General features: G+C 42.7%; 15 protein-coding genes. 5 read left to right on the top strand and 10 right to left on the bottom strand.

Features of this window, described 5'->3' with window-relative positions; all coding sequences use genetic code 11:
* The first annotated feature begins 74 nt into the window (after window positions 1–74).
* From MB09_RS10600 to MB09_RS10585, 4 genes are all read left to right on the top strand, one after another.
* On the top strand, window positions 75–2999 hold the full coding sequence (locus MB09_RS10600) for an FAD-binding and (Fe-S)-binding domain-containing protein (protein WP_045080901.1): 2925 nt from the start codon (window positions 75–77) through the stop codon (window positions 2997–2999).
* A 62-nt stretch (window positions 3000–3061) separates the two neighbouring features.
* Window positions 3062–4126: a chorismate synthase gene (gene aroC / locus MB09_RS10595; protein WP_045080900.1), complete on the top strand. Its 1065-nt coding sequence runs from the start codon at window positions 3062–3064 to the stop codon at window positions 4124–4126.
* Between the two features lie 44 nt (window positions 4127–4170).
* Entirely contained in the window at window positions 4171–5616 is a 1446-nt protein-coding gene (locus tag MB09_RS10590; RefSeq protein ID WP_045080899.1) for a dicarboxylate/amino acid:cation symporter, read from the top strand.
* A gap of 151 nt (window positions 5617–5767) precedes the next feature.
* Window positions 5768–6571 (top strand): hypothetical protein, encoded by an 804-nt coding sequence (locus tag MB09_RS10585; RefSeq protein ID WP_045080898.1) that lies wholly within the window; start codon window positions 5768–5770, stop codon window positions 6569–6571.
* A gap of 61 nt (window positions 6572–6632) precedes the next feature.
* On the opposite strand, the gene MB09_RS10580 is transcribed toward MB09_RS10585, so the two are convergent.
* From MB09_RS10580 to MB09_RS10560, 6 genes are all read right to left on the bottom strand, one after another.
* Complete coding sequence (locus MB09_RS10580; protein ID WP_045080897.1) at window positions 6633–9509, bottom strand: T9SS type A sorting domain-containing protein; 2877 nt, start codon at window positions 9507–9509, stop codon at window positions 6633–6635.
* A 23-nt stretch (window positions 9510–9532) separates the two neighbouring features.
* The gene (locus tag MB09_RS16590; protein ID WP_317619483.1) at window positions 9533–9946 is read right to left on the bottom strand and encodes a response regulator transcription factor; all 414 of its coding nucleotides are present in this window, start codon (window positions 9944–9946) and stop codon (window positions 9533–9535) included.
* A gap of 21 nt (window positions 9947–9967) precedes the next feature.
* On the bottom strand, window positions 9968–10246 hold the full coding sequence (locus MB09_RS16585; RefSeq protein WP_317619482.1) for a response regulator: 279 nt from the start codon (window positions 10244–10246) through the stop codon (window positions 9968–9970).
* An 82-nt stretch (window positions 10247–10328) separates the two neighbouring features.
* Window positions 10329–11690: a sensor histidine kinase gene (locus MB09_RS10570; RefSeq protein ID WP_045080896.1), complete on the bottom strand. Its 1362-nt coding sequence runs from the start codon at window positions 11688–11690 to the stop codon at window positions 10329–10331.
* Between the two features lie 98 nt (window positions 11691–11788).
* Entirely contained in the window at window positions 11789–12193 is a 405-nt protein-coding gene (locus MB09_RS10565; RefSeq protein WP_045080895.1) for a thiol-disulfide oxidoreductase DCC family protein, read from the bottom strand.
* Window positions 12194–12263: 70 nt separating this feature from the next.
* Window positions 12264–14438: an endonuclease MutS2 gene (locus MB09_RS10560; protein ID WP_045080993.1), complete on the bottom strand. Its 2175-nt coding sequence runs from the start codon at window positions 14436–14438 to the stop codon at window positions 12264–12266.
* Window positions 14439–14477: 39 nt separating this feature from the next.
* Here MB09_RS10560 and ung point away from each other — a divergent pair, with 39 nt between their 5' ends.
* Window positions 14478–15143 carry a uracil-DNA glycosylase gene (ung, locus tag MB09_RS10555; RefSeq protein ID WP_045080894.1) on the top strand — a complete coding sequence of 222 codons (666 nt, stop codon included), beginning with the start codon at window positions 14478–14480 and terminating at the stop codon, window positions 15141–15143.
* Between the two features lie 259 nt (window positions 15144–15402).
* On the opposite strand, the gene MB09_RS10550 is transcribed toward ung, so the two are convergent.
* From MB09_RS10550 to MB09_RS10535, 4 genes are all read right to left on the bottom strand, one after another.
* Window positions 15403–16269, bottom strand: a complete 867-nt coding sequence (locus MB09_RS10550) for a substrate-binding domain-containing protein (protein ID WP_045080893.1) — start codon at window positions 16267–16269, stop codon at window positions 15403–15405.
* The gene (locus MB09_RS10545) at window positions 16266–17147 is read right to left on the bottom strand and encodes a nucleoside phosphorylase (RefSeq protein WP_045080892.1); all 882 of its coding nucleotides are present in this window, start codon (window positions 17145–17147) and stop codon (window positions 16266–16268) included. The genes MB09_RS10550 and MB09_RS10545 overlap by 4 nt, the downstream gene beginning before the upstream one ends.
* 110 nt (window positions 17148–17257) lie before the next feature.
* Complete coding sequence (locus MB09_RS10540; RefSeq protein ID WP_045080891.1) at window positions 17258–17587, bottom strand: translation initiation factor; 330 nt, start codon at window positions 17585–17587, stop codon at window positions 17258–17260.
* A gap of 51 nt (window positions 17588–17638) precedes the next feature.
* Window positions 17639–18589: an isopenicillin N synthase family dioxygenase gene (locus tag MB09_RS10535; RefSeq protein ID WP_045080890.1), complete on the bottom strand. Its 951-nt coding sequence runs from the start codon at window positions 18587–18589 to the stop codon at window positions 17639–17641.
* Between the last annotated feature and the right edge of the window lie 91 nt (window positions 18590–18680).

Below are 18680 nucleotides of genomic sequence, written 5' to 3'. Positions count from 1 at the left end.
TAAGGCGATGCTAATCCATACATCAAATTTTACAAAGTTTTGTTAAGGAAGTTTTTTACATTTACAGCAAGGCAATGAAAGAGCAAATTCAAGTTTTTCAGAAAATATTCAATGGGGAAATTTTTACCGATTCCCTCTACACAGCATTATATGCCACCGATGCTTCGGTGTACCGGAAAATTCCACTCGCGGTAGCTTATCCCAAAAATGACAGGGGAATCAAGCAGCTCGTGGCCTTTGCGGAAGAAAATAATATTTCACTCATTCCAAGGACCGCTGGCACCTCCCTTGCCGGGCAATGTGTGGGCGAGGGAATAGTGGTGGACGTTTCAAAACATTTCACTCAAATTCTTGCAGTGGATAGGGAAAACCGAACGGTTACGCTCCAGCCGGGCGTAATTCGCGATGAATTGAACCAACGTTTAAAGCGGTTTGGGCTCTTTTTTGGTCCCAACACTTCCACCAGCAACCGCTGTATGATTGGCGGAATGGTGGGCAACAACAGTAGTGGGACCACCTCCATTCAATACGGCGTAACGCGCGACAAGGTTTTAAAACTGAAAACCATTCTTTCCAATGGCGAGGAAGTGGTTTTTGAACCGCTTTCAAAAGAAGATTTTTTGAAGAAAACGGAAGATAATTCCTTGGAAGGAAAAATCTATAAAACCCTTTACAATGAACTGCGTTCGGAAGCGACCCAGCAAGAAATTTGGCGGGAATTCCCAAAATCCGAAATTCACCGAAGAAACACGGGTTACGCGGTTGACAGTTTGTTGCATACGAATGTTTTTGGCGATTTTGATGAAAAAATCAATCCGTGCAAACTGCTTTGCGGCAGTGAGGGCACGCTCGCTTTTACCACTGAAATCACGCTGCAATTAGACCCTCTGCCGCCACCGTTCACCGCTATGGTAGCCACCCATTACAGCACTCTGGAAGCTTGCTTAAACGATGTGGTAGTCGCAATGCAGCACAACTTGCACACCTGCGAAATGATGGACGACGTAATTCTGGACTGCACCAAAAAAAGCAAGACCTACGAGCCCTACCGTTTTTTTGTAAAGGCCAATCCAAAGGCAATCCTGCTTTTGGAATTGAAGAGCGAATCCGAAGACAACCTACAGGAGCAGATAGCCGCGTTGCAAAAATCGCTCGCGCTTTCCAAACATAGTTACCACAGCCCAATCCTGCGCGGAGCGGAAATTGAAATGGCACTCGAACTGCGCAAGGCCGGCCTCGGGCTGCTCGGAAATATGGTCGGCGACCAAAAGGCTGTTGCGTGTATTGAAGACACAGCCGTGGCCTTGGAAGATTTGCCCAGTTATATTTCGGAATTTTCGGCTTTGATGAAAAAGTACGGGCAACAAGCCGTTTATTATGCACACGCCGGCGCAGGGGAGCTCCACCTGCGGCCAATTTTGAATTTAAAGGAAAAGGAAGGGTTGGATTATTTCCGAAAAATCACGACAGACGTGGCCATCCTTTGCAAAAAATACAAAGGCTCCTTTAGCGGCGAACACGGCGACGGGATTGTGCGGGCCGAGTTTATTCCTTTGATGATAGGCGAGAAAAACTACGAACTTTTAAAGCGGATCAAATCGGCTTTTGACCCTCAAAACATTTTCAATCCGGGAAAGATTGTAAATGCTTATAAAATGGACAAATCGCTTCGGTACGAACCGGGCCGCGAGGAGCCAAAGGTTGAAACGCTGATGGATTTTGGCGATTACCAAGGCATACTCCGGTTGGCCGAAAGCTGCAACGGCAGTGGCGATTGTCGCAAAACCTCAGATTCGGCGGGAGCCATGTGCCCCAGCTATCACGCCACAAAAAACGAAAAAGATACCACCCGCGCCCGCGCCAACGCGTTGCGGGAAGTTTTAACCAATAATGAGGCGGTCAACAAATTCAATTCCAAGGAATTAAAGGAAGTTTTTGACCTCTGCCTTAGCTGCAAGGCCTGTGCCAGCGAATGCCCTAGCAATGTGGATATCAGCACGGCGAAGGCGGAATTTTTATATCAGTACAACAAAGCGAACGGGGTAAGTTTTTCAAATAAACTCTTCGGAAAAAGTACAAAACTGAATAAGATGGCTTCCAAATTTCCCAAGCTTTCCAATTGGTTTTTTGCGAATGGCTTCACTTCAAAAATTATAAAAAATATAGGCGGCGTACATCAAAGTAGATCCCTTCCGAAGATTTCAAATAGAAGTTTCAGTAAGGAATTAGAAACAATTAAAAATGAATATGTTACGATAAATAATAAAAACAAAAAATTAATACTATTTATAGATGAATTCAGCAATTATTTGGATGCCGAAATTGCCGTGGATTCGTTTTTACTTTTAAGCGGTTTGGATTATGATGTAGATGTAATTGATTCTTTGGATAGCGGTCGCGCCCTGCTGTCCAAAGGTTTTTTGGAAGAAGCGAAATTGGAAGCGAACAAAAACATTGCATTTTTAAAACAAAAAGTTTCAGAAAATGTTCCGCTTATTGGCATTGAACCCTCGGCAATCCTGTCCTTTCGCGATGAATACCTGCGATTGGCGGACGATAAAGCTTCGGCGGAAACCATTTCAAAAAACACATTTTTGATTGAGGAATTTTTGGCTGCCGAAATTCAAAGCGGAAATATTTCCGCGGCACAGTTCACTTCCGAAGAAAAACAGATTAAAATCCACGCTCACTGCCATCAGAAATCACTGAGCAATCTTAAAGTAACTTTCAACATATTAAACCTTCCCAAAAATTATAAACCTACCATTATTCCTTCGGGCTGCTGCGGGATGGCTGGCAGTTTTGGGTATGAAAAGGAGCATTTCGACGTGAGTATGAAAATAGGGGAGTTGAAGCTATTCCCGGCAGTGCGAAAGGCTTCCGAAGACACCCTTATTTCGGCTAATGGCACAAGTTGCCGACATCAAATTTTGGACGGAACGGGCCGGAAAGCTTTGCATCCGGTTACGATTCTTAAAAATGCGCTTCTTCAATCCTGAATTTTAAACCTTGAATCTTGAATAATTAAACCCGAAAGTTTACATTTGTTCAAAACACATCTATGGCGGGCAATTCCTTCGGAAAAATTTTTAAACTCACCACCTTTGGCGAATCGCACGGAGCGGCCATTGGCGGAATCATAGATGGCTGCCCCGCCGGACTTTCTCTCGATTTTGAAGCAATCAATCGTGAAATGCAACGCCGCAAACCCGGGCAATCTGCAATTGTTACCCAACGGAAAGAAGAAGACGAGGTAAAGTTCCTCTCAGGAATTTTTGAAGGTAAAACCACTGGCACGCCCATCGGTTTCCTCATTGAAAATACCGACCAAAAAAGCAAGGATTACAGCCATATAAAGGATATTTACCGTCCGTCGCATGCCGATTTTACCTATGATAAAAAATACGGAATCCGTGACTATCGCGGGGGCGGCCGTTCCTCGGCGCGCGAAACTGCTTGCAGGGTTGTGGCGGGAGCAATCGCAAAACAGTTGTTGAAAGGCATCAAAATCACGGCATACGTTTCTTCTGTAGGCGAAATGGAACTTACAGAACCTTATTCCGAAGTAGATTTTTCAGAAATCGAAAAAAATCCGGTGCGATGTCCCGATGCGGAAATTGCTTCCGAGATGGTAAATTACATAAAATCCATTCGAAAAGAAGGCGATACCGTTGGTGGAACTGTTAGCTGTGTTATCCAAAATGTGCCCGTCGGTTTGGGAGAACCGGTTTTCGACAAACTGCACGCCGAGCTTGGCAAGGCAATGCTTTCCATAAACGCCGTAAAAGGTTTTGAATACGGAAGCGGTTTCGCAGGAACAGCAATGAAAGGCAGTGTCCATAATGATTCATTTAAAGCGGACGGCAGTACAAAAACAAACCACAGCGGGGGAATTCAGGGCGGTATCAGCAATGGGCAAGATATTTATTTTAAAGTGGCTTTTAAACCCGTTGCAACCATTATGCAAAAACAGGAAACCATTGATAACAAAGGAAACAAAGTGACGGCAGAAGGCAAAGGCCGCCACGACCCCTGTGTTGTACCGCGAGCCGTGCCTATTGTGGAGGCAATGGCAGCGTTGGTCATCGCCGATTTTTGGTTGTTAAGTAAAATTTCGAAAATATAAAATCTCAAGTCTAATATCTCACGTCTAAAATCCATCACCCAACTATGAAAAAACTCGCACTTCACTGGAAAATAATCATCGGACTTGTTTTAGGGATCATTTGGGCGTTGCTCAGCAGCCAGTTGGGGTGGAGTGAATTTACGATAGACTGGATAGCACCCTTCGGCAAAATTTTCATCAATTTGTTAAAATTGATTGCCGTGCCTTTGGTCTTGGTTTCCATTATCAGCGGAGTGGCAAATATTGGCGATCCCTCAAGCCTTGGGAGAATGGGAGGGAAGACGCTTTTGGCGTATCTCATTACAACGCTTTTCGCAGTGAGTTTGGGCCTCATGTTGGTAAATGTCATTCAGCCCGGAAAATTGATTGACGAACAAAGCAGGATCGATAACCGGATAAGTTATGAAATTTGGTCGGCCTCAGAAGGCCACGAGGTAAAGGACGGCATCAATTATCTGCAGGATCCGGCATTTTTTGAAAGGGCCCAGAAAATAACAGACCTCTCTAGAGGGGAGCTGAAAGATGCCGCCGTGGCGGAAAAGATGGAGACCGCCCAAAAGACCAAAGAAAGCACCCCGCTGCAACCTTTGGTTGATATAGTGCCCGAAAACTTCTTTTTTTCGTTGACTGACAATGGATTGATGCTGCAGATTATTTTCTTCGGAATATTCTTCGGGGTCTGTCTGCTGCTGATTCCGAATGAAAAGTCAAAGCCCGTGACCGATTTTATGGACAGTGCCATGGAAGTTTTTCTAAAAATGGTCGATTTGGTGATGCAGGCCGCTCCTTTCTTCGTATTTGCACTTCTGGCAGGGGTTGTGAGCAAAATGGCGGGCGACGATATTGGAAAGGTATATGAAATATTTAAGGGATTGAGTTGGTACTCACTTACCGTGTTTTTGGGGCTTATGCTGATGATTTTTATCGTCTATCCTTTATTGATGAAACTTTTTGTAAAGAAAATTCCTTACAAAGGTTTTTTTAAGGCGATGGCTCCCGCACAGACTCTGGCATTTTCAACCTCGAGCAGTGCCGCAACCTTACCGGTAACTATGGAATGTGTGGAGGAAAATCTGGGGGTCGATAAAAAAATAACCAGCTTTGTCCTCCCCATCGGCGCAACGGTAAATATGGACGGAACCTGTTTATACCAGGCCGTAGCTGTGGTCTTTCTTGCCCAATTGCATATGATTGATTTAACTCTCGGCCAACAATTAACTATTGTACTTACTGCAACATTGGCATCAATTGGTTCTGCCGCGGTGCCAAGTGCTGGATTGGTAATGCTTATTATCGTACTGGAATCGGTTGGGTTGAATCCTGCGTGGATTGCGATAATTTTTCCGGTGGACCGAATCTTGGATATGTTCCGTACCGTGGTGAACGTTACAGGAGATGCCACGGTGTGTTCCATCATCGCAAAAGGCGAGGGAATGCTGGATTATGTGCCGCAAGACAATCCTTCCGAAACCTTTGATCTGGATTCATAATTATTTGGGTTTAGATTTTTATTTTGAGCTAGCGACAAAAATAATTTGGCGGCAAAATTTTTATTTTCTATCTTAGATTTCTCCCCGAAAATTTAGACCCAATCTATATTTTTGAATTTCATCTTCTTAGCTATGCTTAAAAACCATAGTTATGAAAAAAACAACTCTATTTTTTGTTGTAGCTTTTGGAGCTACCACTGTTTTTGCCCAAGTTGGCATTGGTACAACTACCCCTTCGCCTGCATCTATGCTCGAAATAGCTGGCTCTTCTGATGGGGGTACGACCTACAAGGGTTTTATGCCGCCGCGGGTGCCGAGTATTGCGGCGCGGGATGCTATAAATCCCGGATATTCCGATTATGGCTTGATGGTTTTTGTGATGGATTTGCCAAACAATAAAGGAATTCTTCAAATTTGGGACGGCGATAGTTGGGAAGATATCCACCCGGTAACTCTAGCCAGCCCCGTGGCCTGGATTAATGAGTTTCATTATGATAACGCGGGAACTGACACAGGTGAGTTTATTGAAATAGCTGGGCCAGCTGGATTGGACTTGTCAAACTATTCCATTGAGCTTTATAACGGATTCAATGGTCAGGTCTATAACACCCAAACTCTTAATGGAAATGTTATCCCAAATCAATCCAACGGAATTGGTACTGTAATTATTTCTTATCCAACAAATGGAATCGAAAATGGTTCTCCTGATGGAATCGCCTTGATTGATTCTGGCACGGTTCTTTATTTTATTAGTTATGAAGGATCCTTTACTGCTACAACCGGTACGGCAGCAGGTATGACCTCCGTAGATATTGGAGTGACTGAATCCGGATCGGATCCTTCGGGTTTATCCCTTCAACTTACGGGAACCGGTAATCACTATTCTCACTTTATTTGGAGCGGACCCTCAGCGGAATCACCTGGAAATATCAATTCTGGTCAGACTATAAATTAAAAAGCAGGCCCCAAAAAATTCGGAGCCTGCCTTATCAACTAAATCTAATTATGAAAAATAATTAGTTCTTAACAATCTTAAACGTGCCAACTTCTCCGTTTACGGAAACTTTCATAATATAAGTTCCCGCAGCAAGGTTGGATACATTCAGTTCCATCGCATTTGAAGTGTTTTTCAATTCAAGCACTTTTTGGCCCAACATATTTAATATAGTCACTTCTTCAATGGTAGCCTGTGCCTTTAGATTGAGCACGCCAGTTGTTGGATTTGGATAATAACTGAAGCCTTCAATAGTATTGTCATCAGTTCCAAGTACGGTTGCATCAATAGTTATATCAGTTATTCCGTCAGTGTTCAATACAAACACATAATAGATTTGATTTGCCAAGGTGAAAATGGAAGCCGAAGTTCCCGGACCGCATTGGTTAGTGTTTTGTGGCACCAAGGTCAAATCGGTTTCCGAGGCATTTTCATCGGCTGCGGTGTAAAAAGTTACCGAGCTCGCCCCCGCTGGGGAAACGATGGTGGCCTCCGCATTTCCTGCAACATTGGTGGTAAATTTATACCAAACGCCATTGGCACCGGTTAAATCGCAATCCGAAGGATTTCCGTTTTCCGTTGTTGCTGCTGGCATCGCTACGGCCGGATCGGTATATGGAAAACCAACTTGATCCACATCAATGGCATTGGCTATCATATCATTTGGTGGTGGCACTGGAGCACAGTCCACATTTAGGGTGAAGTTTCCGGTAGCGTTTAAGAAACCGTGAACCAAAATATAATAAGTTGTGTTTCCATCACTTTGGAAAGAAACTTCAGACTGAAGTCCGCAAGCATCATCGTTAGCGGTTTCGCAAACTAAAGCGCCGCAAGTTCCCGAATAAACAGTCAATTTACTGTCGTAATCCGTGCCGTTGCAAAGTGAAATGGTATAATCTGTAACCAAACCACTGTTATCGGTAAACTCATACCAAACGCCAGGCCCGGTAATATCAACACCGCCACAGGCTGGGGCAGAGGCATCGAAAGTGGCATTGGCAGTTGTTCCGGTAACGGTTTCGCCACAAGCTATCGGCAAGGCGTTTTCGCATTCATCGTTAATTGCAAGGTCCTCACAGCTTACCGCCAAGGTAAAGTTGCCATTGTTGGAGCCAAAGCCTTCAACCATAATATAATAGGTAGAAGTGCCATCGGAAAGGAAAGTAAGTTCTGACTGAACGCCGCAACTATCGTCGTTCATCGCAATTTCATTGGCAAGGGTGCAATCCTCAAAAATCCTAATTACGGTATCAAAGTCGGTACCCGCACAAAGGGAAAGAGTTACAAATTGTGAAGTGCCGTTGCCAGTAAAAGAATAAAATTCATCGTTAGCAGGATTTCCTCCGGAATCGGTATCGTTAATGGTTTCGTCCGTAATTGTGTCGCCACAGGCCACGGCTATTGCGTCGCTGCAATTGTCGTTTCCGTTATTGTAAAGATTGTAGCGCGAAAAATATCCGTCATAAAATCCGACTACGTTTTGGATATCCTCTCCCACAAATGGATTAAAATCAACGGAGGAGCTGCGGAAGGAGCCCATAGTTAAAATCTGGTTGCTATTGTTGAAATGCACCTGTGGCACATCCTCGGTATTGTCGCCGCCAGTGGTCCAATGGTTTACATATTCCCCGGCGGGGGTTATTTCCAATAGGAAATTATCGGTTTTTCCGTCTGAAGTGGTTAGGGCTTCCGCAGCACTATTATCGAAATCTGTGGTGCCGTTGAAAGAACCCGTCGCGAAAAGATTTCCGTTGAAGCCTTCGGTTAAATCGTAAAAATGTTCCAGATCTGTGGTTTCTCCACCCAAAACGTAGCTAAAACTATAATTCCCATCCGTATCAAACTTGCTCAAAAATGCATCCCAAGGGCCGTTTGAAACTTGGGTGTTAGTACCGGCCGTAGGGTCTAAATCGACCGTGCCAGAGAACATTCCTTCCACATAAACTCCAGAGGGCAGATCGTGAATGGATTTGAAAACGTCCAAACCAGAGCCACCAAACGCTTGACCCCAGATATAATCGCCATCCGAAGAAAGTTTTGCCATAAAAAGATCATCGGCTCCGTTTGAGGTAAAGGTTGAAGTTCCGGCATTTGGATCTAAATCAACCGTATTTCGGAATCTTCCACCGATTAGGATATCTTCATTGGCATCAAATTCCATATCAACTACATCTACAATCCCGGTAGAACCAAAGGTTTTTACCCACACAAAATTTCCATCGGTGTCCAATTTCAACAAAAATCCATCGGGAGAGGAGCCTCCATTTGTTGAAAATAATTCAAAAGAAGTATTTGGGTCCGGGTCAAAATCGGCATATACAAAACTTCCGCCAATATAAACGTTTCCGGCACTGTCAACCTCTATGGATTTGGAATCTTCGTTTACGTTTGCGCCCGCAGGATTGCTCACCTGCTTTGCCCAAACAAAATCGCCATTGCTATCCAGTTTTATGATGAAGCAATCACGGCTCAAAAAGGGCGATAATTGTTCCAATAAAAACACGCCCGGTCCCGGATCGGCATCAAAGGCCATGGCGGCTCTACCTTGAAAATAGCCTGTTATATATAGATTGTCGTTACTGTCCACTGCCACATCTACGGCCACATCATCTGCTGGACCTCCAAAACTTTTTACCCACACGGGGTTTCCGTCGTTGTCATATTTCGCCAAAAAACCATCAGCATTTCCTCCAGCCCAGGTCACCGAATTGCCAATAGTGATGGTTCCCGAGTAAATACCTGATGCATAAACATTGCCCTGGCTGTCCATGGCCGAACGATAGGCAAAGTCAATGGAGCCGTCGCCAAAAGTGGTTGTTCCAAAATACTCCTGTGCCGTTGTGGCTGCCCCCACGAGCAGTAGCGACAGCAAAAGCACCGTTTTTGTAATTGTTTTCATTTTCAAATTGTTTTAGTTACTAATTATTTCTGCGTTTTTATTTTGAATTTCATACCAATCCCGCGAACACTGTCTATGCTTATGTTGGGATCGTCCTGAAGCCTTTTGCGCACACGTGTTACGAACACATCCATACTTCTTCTGGAGAAAAAATCGGTTTTGTGCCATACGTGCTGAAGAATATCTTCGCGCTTGATGAGTTGATTTCTGTTTGAATAGAGATAATAGAGATAATAGAGAAGCCGCGCTTCCTTGTCGGTTATTTTTTGGGTGTTTCCGGCGAGGCGCAATTCGAGCTTGGCAGGGTCAAAATTATATTTTCCAATTTTGATGGTGCCGTCCTTTGGCAAGTCCTCGCGCTCCGTATGTTGCTGCGCTGCACGGGCCATAATATTTTTTATACGAAGAATAAGTTCCTCGGCCTCAAACGGTTTCACGATATAATCATCGGCTCCCAGTTACAATCCTTTTATGCGGTCTTCCTTTGTTTTTCTGGCAGTGAGAAACAGAAAGGGTATTTCTGGGTTGATTTCAATAATTTTATCCGCCAAGGAAAAACCATCCATTACGGGCATCATTACATCCAGAATGCAGAGGTCAAAACTTCCATTTTGAAAACGCTCAAGCCCCTCACTTCCATCTTTGGCCCAAACCACTTGAAACTTGTTCAGCTCCAAATACTGCTTCAGCATGGTGCCCAAATCTATATCGTCTTCTGCTAAGAGTATATTTTTCATCTGTATAAAATATTTGAGAAATAGGAAGATGGAATGTCCAGATTTACATCTTCGTTTGGTTTACAATCTGTTAATGGACATTTCATACCAATGGAATTTTAATGGTGAATATTGAACCTTTATTCGCGTCGCTTGCTACCGAAATGCCACCGCCGTGTGCCGCAATTATTTGTTTTGTATAGTATAAGCCCAATCCAAGTCCTTTATAATTGTGGGTGTCCTTTTCGCTGATGCGGTAAAATTTTTCAAAAATGAAGCGTTGGTATTTAGGTGAAATACCGATGCCGTTATCCTTGATTCTTATAAAATGTGAAGAATCCTCCTTGTCTATCCCATAATGGACGGAAAGCTCGGTTCCCCCGTATTTTATGGCGTTGTTGAGTATATTGATAATGGCAGTGCTCAAATAAAATTTATCGGCTTCCAAAGGAATTCCGGTGCTTTCAATATTTCGGTTTAGGGTAATTTCCGAAGCGGGAATGGTGAGCATATAATCGTCCAACAGTTCATTCATAAAGATGCTCCCATTGAAACTTTCCTTTGAAAGTTGGATTTGCTGATACCCTAAACTGCTCTGCAAAACCTGGTCTATCAATTTTTGAAGCCTTGTGTTCTGCCTATCTATAACCTGTACCGCGCCGTCCACGATTTCCGTGTTTCCTTTTGCGTGCTCACTGGTAAGGGTTTTGGTGGCCAGCGAAAGGGTAGAGAGGGGCGTTTTTAATTCGTGGGTGATGTTGTTGATGAAATCGGTCTTTATTTCAGCCAAACGTTTTTGTTTCATCAAATTTTGGATGGAATAATATAGAAGGCTCACTACGAAAAGAAATAGTAGGCTCGATAAAATGAGCAAACCTGAAAGTTCTTCCAGCATGATAGCATCCCAATCTGAAATGTTCATAAAAATACTGGACTGAAAATTGAGCTTTATAGGGCTTTGATCGTCCTGCCACGTACTGTTATTGATGAGAAGTCCGTCATTTTGTGCAAAATTTTCTCCCAAAAGGATTATTGTATCATTGTCTTCAGGATTATAAATTTCCTTTTTGTTTCCCAAAGAATCTGTAAGTGTTACTGAAGTGAGTACCTTTTTAATCTTTACATTATAATTCTCTTTCTCCTTTGCCAATCCTTGATTAAAAAGTTGCAGAAAACCCGGGTTGATTTCTATAGTTTTTTCCCGAAGGTTTAAGAGTAAATCTTTTTCTTTTAACTCACCCTTTTCATATGCTCTCAGGTTTTCAAGAAAATCTGTCCGGTACAACCACATTATGGAGTCCAACTCCTTGGTGTTGTACACCTTGGCAATCGCGTTACGGGCATCAATAGTGTAAGTTTTCTTTTTGAGCTCGTAGGTATTATAAATAAGATATCCCTGAATGCCAATAAGCGCGATCAGGGTAAAAATTGAAATGGCGACTAAGCCTTTAAACTTCAATTGCATGGCGTAAAAATATTGTTTAGATGAAAAGTTAAGGAAATAAAACGAACCGTTAACTTATCGTTAACCGAAGTGTAAAATTTTGGAATGGGCAATTTGTATTATAGAAATTTTGATTTCAGTTCCGCAGTGGGAATCATACAACTTTCCTTTTTCCCGAACCATTTATAGCGGTTTTTGGCAATGTAATCATAGACTGCATTTCTGATGAATTTTGGCACAACCATAAATCCAAAAAGTAGGGGATAGGCGCCCGAAAGGTATTTGGCTATACGAAGCGCCGCCGAGGATTTTTCGTAATGTTTTTCGCCATCAATAAGAATGATGGAATCTACTTTTGAAGTATCTATATTGAATTTTGAAGTCAACTCACGCCCAATTTCACTTTGAAGCGCTGCAAATTTAAAAACATCCTTTTTGTCCCGCTTGATTATAAAAGTAACAGCGCCGTTGCAGAGATTGCAAACGCCGTCGAAGAGGATTATTTTGTGGTCTTTACTTTTCATAAATAGTATTCAGTCGCAGTCTCAGTTAGCAGTTTCACTGAAAACTGCGACTGAAAACTGAAAACTTTTTTCAGACTTTTTCAAGTTCTTCCAAACTAACATTCGTTGTAAACATTCCATAATTCACAATGGCCTTATTTTTTTCAATGGTATCAATCGTGCCGATGGCGCGACCATCAATCATTCGTACTCTGTCGCCAATTTTTAGGGTAACTTTCGGTTTTGGCGGTGGCAGCTTTTTGGCTTTTTCTTTTTCTTCTTTTTTGCGTTCCCGGATTACTTCCACCTTTTTTTCAACTTCCTGTATCACTTTCTTTTCCTTGGCTTTTACGGCTTTTTTGACTTTGGGCGCCAGCTTTTTGCGTTTGCTGTTTTCAATCATCACAAGTTTCATCAACTCGTCAATCAATTGCTTTTTCTGCTTGTTGTTGAAATATTTCTCAGAAAGCACATCAACCTTTTTTCCCAGACTGATGAGTTTTTGGTTAGCGTCAAACAATTCCTGATAGCTTTCCAGTTTTTCCTGTACACGGGCATTCACTTCTTCCAATTGTTTGCTTTCAATCCGTGCCTTTTGTTCTTCGGTTTTTAAAGATTCCGAAGTCTTCCGAAGGTTTGACCGCTCTTTTTGAAGATTGGCAATGGTTTTATCAAAACGCACTTTGCCACGCTCAATCTTCTTTTTCGCCTTGTTTATCAAACTGTACGGAATACCGTTTTTCTGCGCAACCTCAAAGGTATAGCTGCTTCCCGCTTCGCCCAAGTGCAACTGGTACAACGGCTCCAGCGATTTATTATCGAACTGCATATTTGCATTGATGGCGTGGGGCAGTTCATTCGCCAATAATTTTAAATTGGTGTAATGTGTGGTGATTATCCCGAAAGCTTCCCGTTCGTAAAAAACCTCCAAGAATGTTTCTGCCAAAGCCCCGCCGAGTTCCGGGTCACTGCCCGTTCCAAATTCATCAATAAGAAAAAGCGTTTTGTAGTTGCACTTTTTCAGAAATTGGTTCATTTTTTTTAAACGGTAACTATAGGTGCTGAGGTGGTTTTCGATGGATTGATTGTCGCCAATATCTGTGAGAATTCTTTTGAAAAAACACATTTCGCTTTGCGGCACAGCAGAAATCAAAAGCCCGCTTTGTAGCATCACCTGCAAAAGCCCAACGGTTTTTAATGTGATACTTTTCCCGCCGGCGTTGGGTCCGGAGATTACAATGATGCGTTTTTCCGGAACCAATTCAATGCTCTGCGGAAATGTTTTTTCTTTTCTTTTATTGTTTGAAACCAGCAATAGCGGATGATATGCCTTTACTAATGAAATCTTTTTTTCCGAAACGATAATGGGCAACACGCCGTTTATTTTTAAAGCATATTTTGCTTTCGCGTAAAGCACGTCCATCGTTATCAAATATTCCTGATAGCTTGCCAAAAGCGATGCATGTGGACGCACAAATTCCGTCATCGCTTTTAGAATACGTTTTATTTCTTCGTCTTCCTCGTAAATTAAATTGCTGAGCTCGTTGGCATATTCAAGCGTTTCTTGCGGTTCTATGTAAACAATGCTTCCCGTCTTTGAACTGCCCAACACGGCGCCTTTCACTTTTTTGCGGTGCATAGCTTTTACGGCAAGCACACGACGGTTTTCAACCACAGACTCGCGGATTTCATCCAAATAATCACTCTGTGCGTATTGTGAAAGAGCCTTTGTGAAAGAGGAATTGATTTTTCCCTTTACCACATTCAATCTTCTGCGAATCGTGCCAAGCTCGGTGGAAGCCTCATCCTTTATTTCGCCGTATTTGTCAACGCGTTTGTTTATTTCTTCAGAAATGATGGAAGTGTAATTTACTTCTTCCGAAAAGGAATTCAAGTGAATATAAAACTCTTCAAATTTTTTAAAGAATTTCAGAAGAATCCGCGTGGTTTCAGAAATGGATAGAATTTTTCGGAAACCCGAAATTTCCAAACTGCTGTTTTCAATTTCAAGCAAACGCAGCTCTCTAAAAATTGGATCGAACCCGTGGTTTGGGATGCGGTTTTCTCCATCAAAAGAGGCCGTGAATTCTTTTACGCGTTTCAGTTCCGGCTCAATTTCATCAAAATCCTGAAAAGGAGAAATAGAAAGTACACTTTCCTTTCCGGGCTCTGTAACACAAAATTCAGCAACTTGCCGAAGCACGGCAGGAAATTCTAAATCCTCTAAAGTTTTACTGTCAATACGGGCTTTCCGTTTTATTTCCATTAATTTTACTTTTTCAGCAATCATACAAAAGTAACAATAATGGAGGTAACAATTGAGCCGGGTTGGAAAGCCATTTTAAAAGATGAGTTCGAAAAACCCTATTTCAAGAATTTGGTCGAATTTGTAAAGAATGAGTACGCGTCTTCAAAGTGTTTTCCTCCTGGAAAGCAGATTTTTTCGGCCTTCAACCACACTCCCTTTAATGAGGTGAAAGTTGTGATAATAGGGCAGGACCCATATCACGGACCGGGGCAAGCCCATGGTCTATGTTTTTCGGTAGGCAAAGAAGTAGCTATGCCGCCTTCGCTTAAAAATATTTTTGAAGAGATACGGACCGATGTGGGTACGGCCATTCCGAACAACGGAAATTTGCAACGCTGGGCGGACCAAGGGGTTTTGCTTTTAAATGCCACGTTGACGGTTCGGGCGCACCAAGCGGGAAGCCATCAAAATAAGGGATGGGAAAAATTTACGGACGCCGTAATCGAAAAACTTTCAACGGAAAGGGAAGGTCTGGTTTTTATGCTTTGGGGCGGGCCGGCAAAGAAGAAAGGGGCTAAGGTTGATTCTTCAAAACATCTGGTGCTGACTAGTGGACATCCATCGCCATTAGCCGCGAATAGAGGCTATTGGTTTGGCAACAAACACTTCAGTAAGGCAAATGAATTTTTAAAGGAAAAGGGAGAGGTTCCGATTAATTGGTAGTGCTTCGGCATCGCTCAGCAGCCTTAAAAGGGAAAGCCTGAATAAACAATAAGATATAAAAATAAATAATAAAGAATAGAAACGGGGAGAAATTTTCTATTCTTCTTCAGGTGTTTCGGGTTCTGTGGCGTCGTTGCAGCTAAACTGCAATAGCAAAAAGTTTGTGACTAATAACGCCCCCAGAACGATTAAGAAAGTAGTCATAATAGTTGTTTTTATATAAACAAGATGCACTTAGCTCGGTAGGGTTGCGTAAATATTAAGATTTTATTTGGAAATGATATAAAACGCTGTCTTCCTGTATTTTATCGTCAATTAAATCCAAATCCATCAGTTTTTGCTGAATATTTTCCAGCTCTTTTGAAGTCAACTGGCGGTCGCTCCATTCGGTTAAAGATAGCCATTCGCGCACGTCCTCGATTTTTTGGCCGTAGCGTTTGGCAATCATTTCATCAATGTTTGGCAGGGTTTTAAAATTCTCGGTTACAGCGTTTATAACTTCCAAGATAGCTTTTATGCTTTCGCCATCTTTCTCCAAAACATCATTTCGAACGGCTATTACAAAACTTGGCCATGGGGTCGGGGACTCACCGACCAATCGGAAAATACCGCTGTCCACATAGGGCTTGGTCATAAATTTTTCCCACATAAAATAGTCGCCGTCTCCCTTTGGTAGCCCTTCCAAGGCGCCATCCAAATCCTGGATTACCTTAAATTTTAAATCATTCTTTAAATCCCAGTTATGATTTTCCGCATTTACGAAAGCCATTAAGTGAGAGCCCGAACCATAGCGGCTAATGGCCGCATCGGTCCCTCTTAAATCGCTCACTTCTTCGTATTCGGAAGCATTGGCCACGTGAATTCCCCAAAGCAACGGCGATTTCACAAAAACCTGCACAATCTTGCAAGGGTTTCCATTGATTATGTCGCGCACAATGCCTTCGGTAAGGATAACGGCCATATCTATCTCCTTTTCACGCAAGGCTTGCGCCATTTCCCCGGTGCCGCCGGGGTAATCCTTCCACCGTAGGTTGATTCCTCGTTTTTGAAATTCCTTATCGCGAAGGGCAATATACCAAGGTAGGTTAAAGTGTTCCGGCACGCCGCCGATTAAAAAATTTTTCATTCCGCAATTTTTTCCAAAGTATATTGAATAAGCGCATCGATGGTTTTTGAGGCATTTTCACTAAAGCTTCCCGAGGTGCGATTGGCTACGATAGCGTTCATTGAAACTGCGCGATGACCCAAAAGTTTCGCCATTCCGTACATTGTGGCGGTTTCCATTTCCAGATTGGTTATTTTTTTCCTTTTATATCGGAAGGAGGTCAGTTTTTCGTTAAGGTTTTCATCCTTCAGTTTTGCTCGAAGTACGCGGCCTTGGGGACCGTAAAACCCAACATTTGTAATGGTTATTCCCTGAATTGTTCTATCGGAAGTGAATTTTTTAAGCAGAGTTTTATCGGCTTCCACGGCATAGGGAACTGAATTGTCTGGATTCCATTGGGTGTGGTCTATAAATGACTGGGCAAAATCGCGATTGAAGATTTTATCGGTTTTATCGTAATAGTGCATCACGTTATCCAATCCTATTCCCAAAGCACTCACCACAAAACTATCTACTTCAATTTCAGGGGTTAGGCCTCCGGAAGTGCCAATTCTTATAATATCAAGTGAAGTGAGCTTTCTGTTGACTTGGCGTTTTTTAAAATCTATATTCACCAATGCGTCCAGTTCATTAAAGACAATGTCGATATTGTCCGGCCCAATTCCCGTGGAAATCACACTGATGCGTTTTCCTTTATAAATGCCCGTGTGGGTTTTAAATTCGCGATGTTGGGCGGTGGTTTCAACGGTGTCAAAATATTTTGAAACCATTTCCACGCGACCCGGATCGCCAACGGTAATTATCGTGGGCGCCAATTGGGAAGGAGCAAGGTCTAAATGATAGATTTTGCCTTCGGGCGTTAAAATGAGTTCGCTGGGTTGTATAGTTTGAGATTTCAATTTGTTTAAATTTTTAAGAGTTTATGAGCCTGCACGCTTAAGAGGATTAAATGTTAGAAGGTTTAGAAATGGTGGGTACTGCAAACTGCCACTGCGACTGTAAACTTTTTTCAACCGCCCACACGCTTCACCTTAAAACCCTTGTCCTTTAAAAACTGCATGATTTTATCCCGATAATCGCCTTGGATAATAATCTGTTCATTTTTAAAACTGCCGCCCACGCCCAAAAACTGTTTCAATTCCTTCGCAAGTGTTTTAAAATCTAAATCAGCACCCGTATAACCTTCTATTATTGTTATTGGTTTTCCTTTTCGCTTTTCATATTTGCAAAGCAAGGGTTCGTCCTGCAACCACACTGTAGGTTCATCGATTGTTTCAGGAACTTCTTTTGGTTCGTGGTCCGGAAATAGGTTTTTTAATTGGTCTTCTAAAGAATTCAATGTTTCAGGTTTCAGGTTTCAGGTTCAACTGCAAACTGCCACTGCGACTGTTTACTTTTTTATCAATCCAATCTCTACCAAACGTTGGTGCAGAAATTCGCCCGCGGTAATATCTTCGTAGGCTTTTGGGTGTTCTTCGTCAATACATTCTGGCAAACAATTCAATTTCATATCGCTGCGCGGATGCATAAAGAAAGGGATGGAATAGCGTGGTTGGTCCCACTCTTCGCGCGGTGGGTTTACAACGCGGTGAATGGTGGAGCGCAATTTGTTATTGGTGTGCCTTTCCAGCATATCGCCTACATTTATAACCAACTCGTCCTCATTAGGGATGGCGTCAATCCATTCGCCGTCTTTGCGCAACACTTGGAGTCCACCTGCGGAAGCGCCCATCAACAAGGTAATCAAATTGATATCGCCATGGGCTCCCGCTCGCACGGCGCCTTTGGGTTCTTCGGTGATAGGAGGGTAGTGGATGGGGCGCAAAATACTGTTGCCGTTCGTGGCCCAATGGTCAAAATAAAACTCATCCAATCCAATATAAAGCGCCAGCGCACGAAGAACATATATGCCTGTTTTTTCCAGCATTCGGTATGCTTCCATGCCCGTGTGGTTGAAATCCGGCAATTCCTTTACCTGCACGTTTTTTGGATATTCTTCGGAAAGGTTTGCGTCCTCAGTCGGTTCCTGCCCAAAATGCCAGAACTCCTTTAAATCGCCTTCCTTTTTGCCCTTTGCGTGTTCTTTTCCGAAGGATATATACCCGCGCTGCCCACCGAGGCCTTCAATTTCATATTTTTTCTTTACTTCGAGCGGAAGCGCGAAAAAGCTTTTCACCTCCTTATAAAGTTCATCTACCAAATTATCACTGAGGAAATGGTTCTTAAGCGAAACAAAGCCTATATCTTCATAGGCAGAACCTATTTGGTCCACAAATTTCTGTTTCCTTTTTGGGTCTTCGGAAAGGAAGTCTGCCAAATCTACGCTGGGTATATTATTCATAGCATTTAAAATTTAGGCTACAAAGATACCAAATTGTAAAAGTTTTTCCGCAGCTAAATATTCTCTTTAATAATCCTTGTTACAATAGGTT

The organism is Aequorivita vladivostokensis (assembly GCF_000952855.1).
In the GTDB taxonomy this organism is placed as follows: Bacteria; Bacteroidota; Bacteroidia; order Flavobacteriales; family Flavobacteriaceae; genus Aequorivita; species Aequorivita vladivostokensis.
The sequence above is the reverse complement of the archived record's forward strand: the minus strand, read 5'-3'. Positions and strand labels throughout refer to the sequence as shown.